Genomic DNA, 11443 nt, shown 5'->3' with positions numbered 1-11443 from the left:
CTCGCCGCCTTCCAATTGTCCACATGTGCCGGCCAGTTGCCATTGCTGGCCGACGCTTTAAATTCTTGCATTTGATTGCCTGAGACTTCCAACACCGACGTCCCCTCGTAAGGACACCGGTCTCGCCAGGCATTCACCATCATGTTTTCTCACAGCAGCATGCGTCTTATAGAACGCAAACCATGCTCATCGTCATATCTGCCAAATGGAGTTCCTCAATCCGCATTACCTAATTTAATGCAGCAGGGAATGAGCATATGCCGTTATGACACAGGTATTTCGTTTACGGCCCTTCATCCTCGTTTATGTCGGGCCAGTCTTTCCCTCTCTTATTCCGAAATTTAAATAGTATGCTTCCAACTTAAGCTGGACACACAAACTCCAACTCCCGTTTCCTGAAATGGAAACGAGTTCCGCATGAGAACCAATGTATGATGAAACGAAACTGAGCCGTTCCGCCCGGAGAGGCATTTTCGAAAAAACCAGCTTTTGCAGCTTGTGTCTTTCCGACAGGAGCCAAGATCCGCACCTCTCTTGAAATGCATTTAGGCAGGATCGAATGCCGAGATCAACAATGAATTTTACCTAAAATTAACAGCGCGCCATTGACTCCGTCCCGGAAGTTTCTCGGAGCACAAAAGCCAAAAAAGAATCGCTTTTGAATCAAGGAGTTTGGTGGGCTCCATCATTGCAAGCCCTGATATTGCCTGAAAATAAAAAAATCACTTGACTCAAAATCGCACAGTCCTGCCGTAAAGGAAAGATCATCCAAGACGGAGAACCTCCGGCAAGTCATTGATCTAAAAAGAAATATCGTGTCACTGGAGTGACATGAAACCGTAACGTGCAATAGTGATGAAATGAGAAAAATATCAAAACACGAAAAGCCCGGCTAAAAAGCCAGGCTGATCAAAATGTTAATTTTTCGACGAAAATTAGGCGGCGAGTGCCTTGACGCGGCTGGCAAGACGCGAAATCTTGCGCGACGCGGTATTGGCGTGAACAACGCCCTTGGAAGCAGCGCGATGCAGTTCAGGCTGGGCAGCCTTCAATGCAGCTGCGGCCAGTGCCTGATCGCCAGAAGCGATGGCTTCTTCAACCTTGCGGACAAAGTTGCGAACGCGCGTACGGCGGCTCTTGTTGATTGCGGTGCGGCGAGCGATCTTGCGGGTCGCCTTCTTCGCCGATGTAGTATTGGCCATGGATGCCTCTCTCGAATACGAACCAAAACTCCACCTTCGCCGCCAAGTCGTTGCGACCTGCAATACCAGCAATTCGGGAGCAATCGTGGAAAGCGATAAGCTTTCCTAACTGTGGCCGGGCATATAGCGGGAAAGAACGGCGTCGTCAACGCGCTTTCTCAACCTTTGTGCCGGCAGGCGTGTGTTCGAAGCGCCACACCGTTTTGACCAGAGGCACGAAGGCGCCTTATCTCTGGCACTTTGGGCAATGGAAGGTAGACCGTCCCGCCTGGGTCATGCGCTCGACCGTCCCTGTGCAGCCGGGCGTGCGGCAGGCTTCGCCTTCGCGGTCATAGACATTGAAACTGTGCTGGAAATAACCAAGCGAGCCATCCGCCTGGATATGATCGCGCAGCGAGGAACCGCCAGCCTCGATCGCCTCGGCGATGACCGTGCGAATGGCCTGCGTCAGGTCTTCCAGTGCCGCCACGGGCTTTCCCTGCGCATTGACCAGCGCGCGCGCCGGTGTTTCCGGCGACAGATGCGCCCGCCACAAGGCTTCGCAGACATAGATATTGCCAAGACCGGCAATCACCTTCTGATCGAGAAGGGCCGTTTTCAAAGGCTGCGCCTTGCCCTTGAACCGGAGGGCCAGATAGTCGGCATCGAGCGCATTGCCAACCGGCTCCGGCCCCAGCCCGGCAAAGGCCGCATGACGATCCATGTGACGGCGCTCGACCATATCCATGAAACCGAAGCGGCGCGGGTCATTATAGATCACTCTGAGAGGACTGCCCTCCGGTCCGCCCAGATGGAAGATCACGTGGTCATGCTTTTCATCGCGGGAGCGCGCCATATGGAACTGGCCAGGCAGGCCTATCCCATTTTCGGCTTCGATCCGATAGGAGCCGGACATCCCGAGATGGGAGACAATCGACACACCATCATCGAGATCGATCAGCAGGTATTTCGCCCGCCGCGACAGGGAGATGATCAGCCGGCCTTGCGTCCTCGCCGCAAAATCGACCGGCAAAGGGAAGCGCAGATCCGGCCGCCGCAATTCCAGACGGGACAGCCGCCGCCCTTCCATGGACGGCGCCAGTCCCCGTTTTACGGTTTCCACCTCTGGTAATTCCGGCATGAAGGCTCCATGTTTCTATTTCAGTGGCACGCATCATGGTTTAAGGACGAGACGGCCTTTTATGGCATTGCCCTGCCAATATCCCGACAGGCGATTGCAATCGTGCCGCAGACATAGTGCAAGGGACCGGGCTTCGCCAAGGTCGCTGGTGTAGTTTTAGAGAGAATGGAGTTGAGCCGATGGTCGCAAGCCGCACCTCCGCCGATGGCGGCATGGAAACCTCCTACGGCTTCCGCGATGTGGCGGAAGGCGAAAAGCAGGGTCTTGTCAACGACGTGTTCCACAAGGTTGCCAAGCGCTACGACATCATGAACGACGTGATGTCGGCGGGCATGCACCGGGTCTGGAAGGATGCGCTGATTGCCGCGCTCAACCCGCGCAAGGATGCCGGCTACAAGGTGCTGGACGTGGCCGGCGGCACGGGCGACATCGCCTTTCGCATCATCGAGGCCTCGCGCAGGCTTGCCCATGCCACAGTGCTCGACATCAACGGTTCCATGCTGGGCGTCGGCCAGGAGCGGGCCCAGAAAAAAGGCCTCTCCGACAATCTCACCTTCGTTGAGGCCAATGCCGAGGCCCTGCCCTTCGAGGCCAATCAATTCGACGCCTATACGATCGCTTTCGGCATCCGCAACGTACCGCGCATCGATGTTGCGCTGAGCGAGGCCTACCGCGTGCTGAAGCGCGGCGGGCGGCTGCTGGTGCTGGAATTTTCCGAGGTGCAGATGCCGCTGCTGGATCGTTTTTACGATCAATGGTCATTCAAGGCGATCCCACGGTTCGGCAAGATGATCACCGGTGAGGCCGAGCCCTATCAATATCTGGTGGAATCGATCCGCAAATTCCCCAATCAGCAGGATTTTGCCGCGATGATCACCAAGGCGGGCTTTTCCAAGGTGTCCTTCACCAACTATACCGGCGGCATTGCCGCCCTCCATTCCGGCTGGAAGATCTGAACAATGCCTGACCGAAAGACCGCCGGATTGAAGATCGATTGATGAGCACAGTCAGCGCTTATTTCAGGTTGGCCCGTGTCGGCTGGATTCTTGTTCGCGAAGGTGTCGTCTCGGCGCTGCCGTCCGAAGGACTGCCGCCGAGCGTCGGCTTTGCAAAGAAAGTCGCCGCGGTCTTCGAGCGCAAGCGCGCCCGAGGCACGTTGCGATCCGACCGCCTGTCGCAAGCCGTCGAGCGGCTGGGGCCGTCCTATGCCAAAATCGGCCAGTTCCTGGCGACCCGGCCCGATGTGGTCGGCGCCGAACTTGCCTATGACCTGACCGGATTGCAGGACCGCATGGCCTTCTTTCCGACTGGAGAGGCTAAGGCATCGATTGAATTGTCGCTTGGGCGTCCGGTCGAGGAGCTTTATGCCAGTTTCGGTGAGCCGATTGCCGCGGCCTCCATTGCCCAGGTGCATCCCTGCATGGTGGAAACGCCTGTCGGCCTGAAACAGGTTGCCGTCAAGGTCATCCGTCCCGGCGTGCGCCGCCGTTTCGCGGCCGATCTCGAAGTCATGTATCTCGTGTCGCATTTGCAGGAAATGCTGCTGCCGCAGACCCGCAGATTGCGCCCCGTCGAGGTGACGAAAACCCTCGAGCAGACCACCAAAGTGGAAATGGACCTGCGGCTCGAGGCCGCCGCTCTGTCAGAACTGGGCGAAAACACCGCTGGTGATCCCGGTTTCAGGGTTCCGCAGGTCGATTGGGAACGAACGGGCCGCGACGTCATCACCATGGAATGGATCGACGGCGTCAAGATGTCCGATGTCGAGGCACTGAAAGCCGCTGGCCACGACCTCGATGCACTGGCCGATACGCTGATCCAGTCCTTTCTGCGCCATACGCTGCGTGACGGCTTCTTCCATGCCGACATGCATCCGGGCAATCTGTTCGTCGATCCAACGGGCATGATCGTTGCCGTGGACATGGGCATTTGCGGGCGGCTCGGCAAGAAAGAGCGGCGGTTTCTGGCGGAAATTCTCTATGGCTTCATCACCCGCGATTACATGCGGGTGGCGGAAGTGCATTTCGAGGCCGGCTATGTGCCCTCCCATCACAATATGGCCAGTTTTGCCCAGGCGATCCGCGCCATCGGCGAGCCCATTCATGGGCAGCCTGCCGAAACCATTTCCATGGCCCGGTTGCTGACGCTGCTGTTTGAAGTCACCGAACTGTTCGACATGCAGACACGGCCTGAACTGGTGATGCTGCAAAAAACCATGGTGGTGGTCGAAGGTGTCTCGCGGATGCTCAATCCACGGTTCAACATGTGGAAGGCATCGGAGCCCGTCGTCGCGGACTGGATCAAAGCCAATCTCGGTCCAAAGCGCATCGTCACCGACATGAAGGACGGCATTCGCGCCGCGGTGCGGGTGGCGGAAGCCCTGCCGGAGATCGCTGCCAAAACCGAGAAATTCCACAGTGAACTGATGCAGATGAGCGAGCATGGACTGCGGTTCGACGAGAGCACCACCGATGCCATTGGCAAGGCGCAGGCGCGGCATGGTCGCTCAGGCCGGCTGGCGCTCTGGGTGATTGCGCTCAGCCTGCTGTTCATTGCGTTTCAACTGGGTCATAGCGGGTAGGATTGCATGTCGGCAACAAACGCAGGTTTCATCCGCTCCAGTCTGTTTGTGCTTGGCCTGGGCTGCCTTCTCCTGATCAGCCTGATCGGCTCGACCCTGTGGCTGACCGGCAAGACCCGCGTCACCTTCGGGACTGTTGTCGAGGAACGGATGCTTCGCCGCGCCAGCGCTGACCTGATGCAGACGCTGACCGATGCGGAAACAGGGCAGAGAGGCTATCTGATTACCCGCGACGTCGCTTTCCTGACCCCATACAGTCAGGCCATCGGCGATGTGACCACGGAAATGGACAGTCTCGTCCATCTGCTTGCGCCGCGCCCTGAACATGCCCCTGATGTCGACAAGCTGCGCGAATTGGTAAAAGCCAAGCTTGAAGAATTGGCCAGGACCGTCGAGCTGACCCGCAGCGGCGATATCCGCCAGGCCTACGAACTTGTCCGGGCCGGTTACGGCAAGCAGCTGATGGACCAGATCCGTACCGTGCTTGACGAAGTCCGCGACGAATCCGACAACAGGATAGACCAGGGAATTGCCAACCAGCTCCTGGCCATCGGCTGGTTGCAGGTCTTTACCATTGGCGGGGCCGTGGCCATCGTGATCGTGATCGGCGGCGCGATCCTGATCATCATCCAGCACGTGCGCGATCTGTTGAAGGCCCGCCAGGAGGTGGAGGTCCTCAATGCGGGGCTGGAAGAGCGTGTGCAGGAGAGAACCGAAGACCTGATGCAGGCCAATCAGGAAATCCAGCGCTTCGCCTATATCATCACCCACGACCTGCGCGCGCCGCTGGTCAATATCATGGGATTTACCGCCGAGCTGGACAGCGCGCTCCAGATATTGAAGACATATGTCCTTGCGGATGGGCAGCCCTTGACACCACAGCAGATCGAGGATGCGCGACTTGCGGCCTCCGAAGACCTGCCGGAAGCGATTTCCTTCATCCGTTCCTCGACCCGCAAGATGGACGGGCTGATCAACGCCATCCTGAAAATCTCACGCGATGGACGCCGCCAGCTCAAGCCGGAACCACTGGATCTCAAGCCGCTGATCGAGACAACGGCTGCCAGCGTACACCACCAGATCGGCGAGAGCGGCGGACATACCGAAATTTCAACCGACGTTGCCAGCATTATCTCCGACAGGTTGTCCCTGGAGCAAATTCTCGGTAACCTTTTTGACAACGCTATCAAATATAAGTCACCCGATCGCCCGGTCGTCCTTTCTATCCGGGCGGTCTCGGATGGACGGCACTTCATTCGCCTGGAAATAGAGGATAATGGCCGCGGCATCGCTGAACAGGATCATGAACGGATTTTCGAGCTTTTCCGCCGCTCGGGACAGCAGAACCAGGTGGGAGAAGGCATCGGCCTTGCCCATGTGCGCTCATTGACGCGCAACCTGGGAGGTGAAATTACCGTACGCTCCAAGATCGGCGTCGGCTCGACATTTATTTTGCGCTTGCCGCGCGACCTTTCGAAACTGGTAGGGACCTGAGCATGAAAGCAGTGGCCAAGGAAGTGACCATCGTCATGGTCGAAGACGACGAGGGACATGCACGCCTGATCGAGAAAAATGTTCGCCGGGCCGGGGTCAACAATGAGATCGTGCCGTTTACCAATGGCACCGACGCGCTGGATTATATCCTGGGCACGGACCGTTCCGGAGAAACCTCGGCAGATCGATACCTGCTAATTTTACTCGATCTTAACTTGCCGGATATGTCGGGCACCGATATACTCGAGAAAGTAAAGACCAATCAGCACACACGTCGGCTGCCGGTCGTCATTCTCACCACAACGGACGATCAACGGGAAATCCAGCGCTGCTACGATCTTGGTGCCAATGTCTACATCACCAAGCCGGTTGATTATGACAATTTCGCCAATGCCATTCGTCAGCTCGGGCTGTTTTTTTCCGTGATGCAGATCCCGTAACGAGCCGACCGCCCCATGAATGTCCGAATTCTTTATCTCGATGACGACCCGGCCATCGTGCGGCTGGTGCAGAAAGCGCTCGGGCGCAACGGACATTCCGTCACCCATGCCGAGGATCTGGAGCGGGCGCTGGGCTTTCTGGCGTCTCAAAACTTCGACGTTATTGTTCTCGATCATTATCTCAGCAATATGACAGGTCACGATGTGCTGGCGCATTTGCGCGGACGGCATATCATGACGCCGGTGGTCTATGTGACCGGTTCCAACGAAGCCCGTATCGCCATAGACGCGATCAAGGCAGGCGCCTCCGATTATGTCATCAAGACCACCAGCGAGGATTTCCTGTCGCTGCTGGAAAGCGCCATCCGGCAATCGGTCGAAAATGCCCGGCTGCGCGAAGCCAAGGTCAAGGCGGACGAGGAAATCCGCCTTGCCAAGGAACGGGCGGAAGCGCTGCTCAGCGAAGTCAACCACCGCGTCGCCAACAGCCTGGCATTGGTCGCAAGCCTGCTGCGGCTTCAGATCGCCAATGCCCGCAGCGATGAGGTCAAGGCCGAGCTGACAGAGACCCAGGCCCGCATTACCGCCATTGCCGGCATGCATCGCAGCCTCTACACATCCGACGATGTCAGCCGGGTCGATATGGATATTTATGTCGCCAATCTCGTGCGGGAAATTGGCAATTCACTCGCCAATCCAGACAAGCCGATCACCCTGACAGTCGATGCCGAGCCGATTTCACTGACCGCAGACCGCGCCGTTTCCATCGGCATGATTGTCACTGAACTTGTGACCAATGCGGTCAAATATGCCTATCCCGACCGCAAGGACGGCGAAATCCGTGTGCGGCTGCGCCATACTCAACCCGGCCATGCGCTGTTGACGGTGGAGGATGACGGGATCGGCATCAGCCCCGACGCCGCCCCGAAGGGCACCGGTCTCGGCAGCCGGATCATCAAATCCATGGCCGCAACGCTGGGCGAAGGTCTCGGCTATGAGGATGTTGCAGCCGGAACAATCGCCTGCGTGCCGATAGACCTTGCCCGCTAAAGCATCGGCCCGAAAGTTAAGAACCGGTTTTCGGAAAACTCCGATGCGCAAACGAAACTGAGAGCATCGTGCCGATTCCGTTTTTTTGCTCTGTAGCAGACGTCATCTTATCGTTTCCCCTTTCAGGCGCTTATGCGGTAATGTCCGGTTCGCACCGATAATTTTATGGCAGGCTTTTCATGACGCTGACAGATAAGCGTATTCTCCTGATCATCAGCGGCGGTATTGCCGCCTACAAAAGCCTGGACCTGATCCGGCGGCTGCGCGAGCGCGGCGCCTCGGTGCGCCCGATCATGACGCGGGCCGCCCAGGAATTCATCACGCCGCTCGCGGTCGGCGCGCTCTCGGCCTCCCATGTCTATACGGATCTGTTTTCCCGCGAGGACGAACAGGATGTTGGCCATATCCGGCTGGCCCGTGATTGCGACCTGATCATCGTTGCCCCCGTCACCGCCGATCTGATGGCGAAAATGGCGCATGGGCTGGCCGATGATCTGGCCTCGGCGGTGCTGCTTGCCACCGACCGGCCCGTTTTGATCGCACCGGCGATGAACCCGAAAATGTGGGCGCATCCCGCCACTCTGCGCAATGTCGCACAGCTCAAGGCCGATGGCATTCAGTTCATCGGGCCGCTGGCTGGCGAAATGGCCGAAAGTGGGGAAGCCGGTCTGGGCCGCATGGCCGAGCCGCTGGAGATCGTTGCCAAGGTCGAAGCCTGTCTTGACGACTCCTTCAAGCCGTTGGCAGGCAAAAAGGCCATTGTCACCTCAGGCCCGACCCATGAGCCGATCGACCCGGTGCGCTATATCGCCAACCGCTCCTCCGGCAAGCAGGGCCATGCCATTGCCAGTGCGCTGGCCCTGCTGGGCGCCGAGGTGACACTGGTCTCAGGCCCGGTGAGCCTTGCGGACCCGACAGGCGTCAAAACGATCCATGTGGAGCGAGCCGAGGACATGCGCGACGCCGTGCTCGCCCACCTGCCCGCCGATATCGCCGTAATGGTCGCAGCGGTTGCAGACTGGCGGGTCGAGATGGCATCGGACCAAAAGATCAAGAAGCAGCCGGGCGATGCCGCGCCCATGCTGACGCTGACCGAAAATCCAGACATTCTGAAGACGGTTGGCCACCATGAAAAACGCCCGGCACTGGTGGTCGGCTTTGCTGCGGAGACCCAGAATGTCGAGGACAATGGCCGTGCCAAGCTGGAGCGTAAAGGTGCCGACCTGATCGTCGCCAACGACGTTTCACCCCAGACAGGGATCATGGGTGGCGACCGGAACCGGGTGACACTGATCTACAAGGATCGCACCGAGGACTGGCCGGATATGGGTAAGGATGCCGTTGCCGAGCGGCTTGCACAAACCATTGCCGGGATGCTCGGCGTCAAATCTCTCTAAATAAAGATAAGACCGATCAGCGCGCCGCTGCCCAGCGCGATCAGCGGGTGGACCTTTGTCATGGCGGTCAGCACCGCACAGCCAGCCGCAATGCCAATGAGAATTGGGCTTGTTGCCGAGGCCTTGGTGATCACAGCGGCGCTGGAGGTGACGAGGCCTGCCGTCATCGGCGCAAGTCCGGCCTGGACGATCCGCCGCCAGGGCCGGTCCTTGAAGCGCTCCCAGAGCGTGACCGCCCCGGCGGTGATCAGCGAGGACGGCCCGAATTTGGCGACGGACGTGACGACCACCCCGGCAAAGCCCGCCACATGCCAGCCGACCAGCGGCACCACCATCATATTCGGCCCCGGAGCCGCCTGGGCCAGCGCAAACAGCGCGCTGAATTCGCTGGCGCTCATCCAATGCTGAACCTCCACCACCCGGCGCTGCATTTCCGGCAAGATGGCATTGCCGCCCCCAAAGGCGATCAGCGACAATTCCGTAAAAATCAGCGCAAGAGAAATCAGGGTGGCAATCATTTCGACAATTTCCAGCTCAGAACAATGGAGACCGGCGCCAGAACCAACATGGTAGCAAACAGCGGCAGGCGGAAAACCGCAATGGCAACGAAGCACAGGGCAACGATGGCCAGCGCCCACAGCTTGTGTTTCAACGGTTGCAGCACTTTCCAGGCCAGCGAGATCAGCAGGCCTGATGCCGCCGCCGCCAGACCCGCAAACAGATGCTCGACCTGCGGATTGTCGCGGTAACGGTCGTAAATGTAACCCAGACAGATGACGATGGCCGTCGGTGCGGCAATCAGGCCGAAAGCGGCGGCCAGCGCACCCCTCCAACCCTGGAACTTCAACCCAACCGCCACCGACATATTGATGATATTGCCACCCGGCAGGAACTGGCAGAGGCCAAGCAGATCCATGAATTCGCCAGGGGAGAGCCAGCGCCGGTCCTCCACCATCATCCGCCGCGCCATCGGCAACACACCGCCAAACCCCATCAGGCCGAGCCCCAGAAAGCCGGTGAACAATTCGGCGATGCCGGGATGATGTTGCGGGGGATCGGCCTCGACTGTCTCTGCCTGAACTGTCTCCGGTTGAACTGTCTTCGTCATGACCATCGTCCGTCTCGTCTTTTCTCTTCCATACGCCGCTCAAATCCTGATGTCCAATATATGGATAAGCCATTCTTCATATGTTAAACCTATGGCATGATTGAACTGCGCCACCTCCGTTATGCCGTAACCGTCGCCGAAGAGGGTCATCTGACCCGGGCGGCGGAGCGGCTTGGCCTGCAACAGCCGCCCCTCAGCCAGCAGATCAAGGCTCTCGAAACATTGGTTGGGGTGACGCTGTTTATCCGCCAACCCCGAGGCATGGCGTTGACCGAGGCGGGCCTGGCGTTTATCGCCCGCGCCCGGCAGATCCTTGCCGATGTGGATATGGCCGTTGAGGCCGCACAGCGGGCGGCGCGCGGCGAAATCGGGGAGCTTGCCATCGGCTTTACCACCTCGGCGGTCTTTCATCCGCTGGTGCCCAGCATCGTGCGGGCCATGCGGCTCTCCTCTCCGTCGCTGAAACTGCGGCTGGACGAAGGCTCTACGACGGAACTTCTGGGTGACTTGTCCGCCGGTCGGCTTGATGCCGCCTTCATCCGCGCCACCGCCGGTGCTTTGCCTGGATCGGGGCCAGCACTCAGCATCGAAACCGTCGATATCGAGGACATGGTGCTGGCTTTGCCCGACACCCATCCTTTGGCCCTGCACAGCCAAAACCGTGACAGCGATACCGTCGCACTTGCCGCGCTGGCCGCAGAAACCTTCGTGCTCTATCGCCGTCCCCTGGCGCAAGGCCTGTATGACCGGATCATTGCCGCCTGCCAGGCCGCCGGCTTCAGTCCGAATGTCGCACAGGAGGCACCGAAACTGGTCTCCACCCTCAGCCTCGTGGCGGCGGGCCTCGGCCTGTCGATCATTCCGCAATCCATGGCGCGGCTGGAAACCTCCGGCGTCGCCTATCGCCGTTTTGCGCCCGGCTCCGGCCTCGATGCGCCGCTTTCGCTTGCCTATCGCCGCGATTCCTATCGTGGCGCGCTGAAGACCTTCGTTGAGGAAGTGAGGCGGCAAGTCAGCACACCATGATGCCGCAGCCCTATTGCCGTCCGTC

At 58.9% G+C, this 11443-nt stretch carries 11 protein-coding genes; 7 read left to right on the top strand and 4 right to left on the bottom strand.

All coding sequences use genetic code 11. The features are described 5' to 3' along the window. Positions 1-935: 935 nt before the first annotated feature. The gene (gene rpsT, locus G6L01_RS17985) at positions 936-1202 is read right to left on the bottom strand and encodes a 30S ribosomal protein S20 (RefSeq protein WP_012654798.1); all 267 of its coding nucleotides are present in this window, start codon (positions 1200-1202) and stop codon (positions 936-938) included. A 226-nt stretch (positions 1203-1428) separates the two neighbouring features. Beyond that, complete coding sequence (gene mutM / locus G6L01_RS17980; protein WP_070163768.1) at positions 1429-2322, bottom strand: bifunctional DNA-formamidopyrimidine glycosylase/DNA-(apurinic or apyrimidinic site) lyase; 894 nt, start codon at positions 2320-2322, stop codon at positions 1429-1431. Between the two features lie 179 nt (positions 2323-2501). On the opposite strand from mutM, the gene ubiE reads away from it, so the two are divergent. The 6 genes from ubiE to coaBC all read left to right on the top strand — a co-directional run bounded on the left by ubiE (position 2502) and on the right by coaBC (position 9284). Continuing rightward, a complete protein-coding gene (gene ubiE / locus G6L01_RS17975) occupies positions 2502-3278 on the top strand; it encodes a bifunctional demethylmenaquinone methyltransferase/2-methoxy-6-polyprenyl-1,4-benzoquinol methylase UbiE (RefSeq protein ID WP_012654796.1) in 777 nt (258 codons plus the stop codon). A 41-nt stretch (positions 3279-3319) separates the two neighbouring features. Beyond that, positions 3320-4903: a 2-polyprenylphenol 6-hydroxylase gene (ubiB, locus tag G6L01_RS17970; RefSeq protein WP_070163770.1), complete on the top strand. Its 1584-nt coding sequence runs from the start codon at positions 3320-3322 to the stop codon at positions 4901-4903. Between the two features lie 6 nt (positions 4904-4909). Continuing rightward, positions 4910-6397: a sensor histidine kinase gene (locus G6L01_RS17965; protein WP_081343968.1), complete on the top strand. Its 1488-nt coding sequence runs from the start codon at positions 4910-4912 to the stop codon at positions 6395-6397. A 2-nt stretch (positions 6398-6399) separates the two neighbouring features. After that, positions 6400-6837: a response regulator gene (locus G6L01_RS17960; protein ID WP_070163772.1), complete on the top strand. Its 438-nt coding sequence runs from the start codon at positions 6400-6402 to the stop codon at positions 6835-6837. A gap of 15 nt (positions 6838-6852) precedes the next feature. Beyond that, the gene (locus G6L01_RS17955; RefSeq protein ID WP_070163774.1) at positions 6853-7887 is read left to right on the top strand and encodes a sensor histidine kinase; all 1035 of its coding nucleotides are present in this window, start codon (positions 6853-6855) and stop codon (positions 7885-7887) included. A gap of 179 nt (positions 7888-8066) precedes the next feature. After that, positions 8067-9284 (top strand): bifunctional phosphopantothenoylcysteine decarboxylase/phosphopantothenate--cysteine ligase CoaBC, encoded by a 1218-nt coding sequence (coaBC, locus tag G6L01_RS17950; protein WP_071205972.1) that lies wholly within the window; start codon positions 8067-8069, stop codon positions 9282-9284. Here coaBC and G6L01_RS17945 read toward each other — a convergent pair. Together G6L01_RS17945 and G6L01_RS17940 are read right to left on the bottom strand one after the other, a co-directional pair. Beyond that, positions 9281-9802 (bottom strand): chromate transporter, encoded by a 522-nt coding sequence (locus G6L01_RS17945; RefSeq protein WP_070163778.1) that lies wholly within the window; start codon positions 9800-9802, stop codon positions 9281-9283. The genes coaBC and G6L01_RS17945 overlap by 4 nt on opposite strands. Next, positions 9799-10392 (bottom strand): chromate transporter, encoded by a 594-nt coding sequence (locus tag G6L01_RS17940; RefSeq protein ID WP_234891946.1) that lies wholly within the window; start codon positions 10390-10392, stop codon positions 9799-9801. Before G6L01_RS17940 ends, G6L01_RS17945 begins: the two co-directional genes overlap by 4 nt. Before the next feature lie 96 nt (positions 10393-10488). Here G6L01_RS17940 and G6L01_RS17935 point away from each other — a divergent pair, with 96 nt between their 5' ends. Then, complete coding sequence (locus G6L01_RS17935) at positions 10489-11418, top strand: LysR family transcriptional regulator (protein ID WP_070163780.1); 930 nt, start codon at positions 10489-10491, stop codon at positions 11416-11418. Positions 11419-11443 lie beyond the last annotated feature (25 nt).

The organism is Agrobacterium vitis (genome assembly GCF_013337045.2).
Classification (GTDB): Bacteria; Pseudomonadota; Alphaproteobacteria; order Rhizobiales; family Rhizobiaceae; genus Allorhizobium; species Allorhizobium vitis_B.
This window is presented reverse-complemented; position numbering and strand designations above follow the sequence as displayed.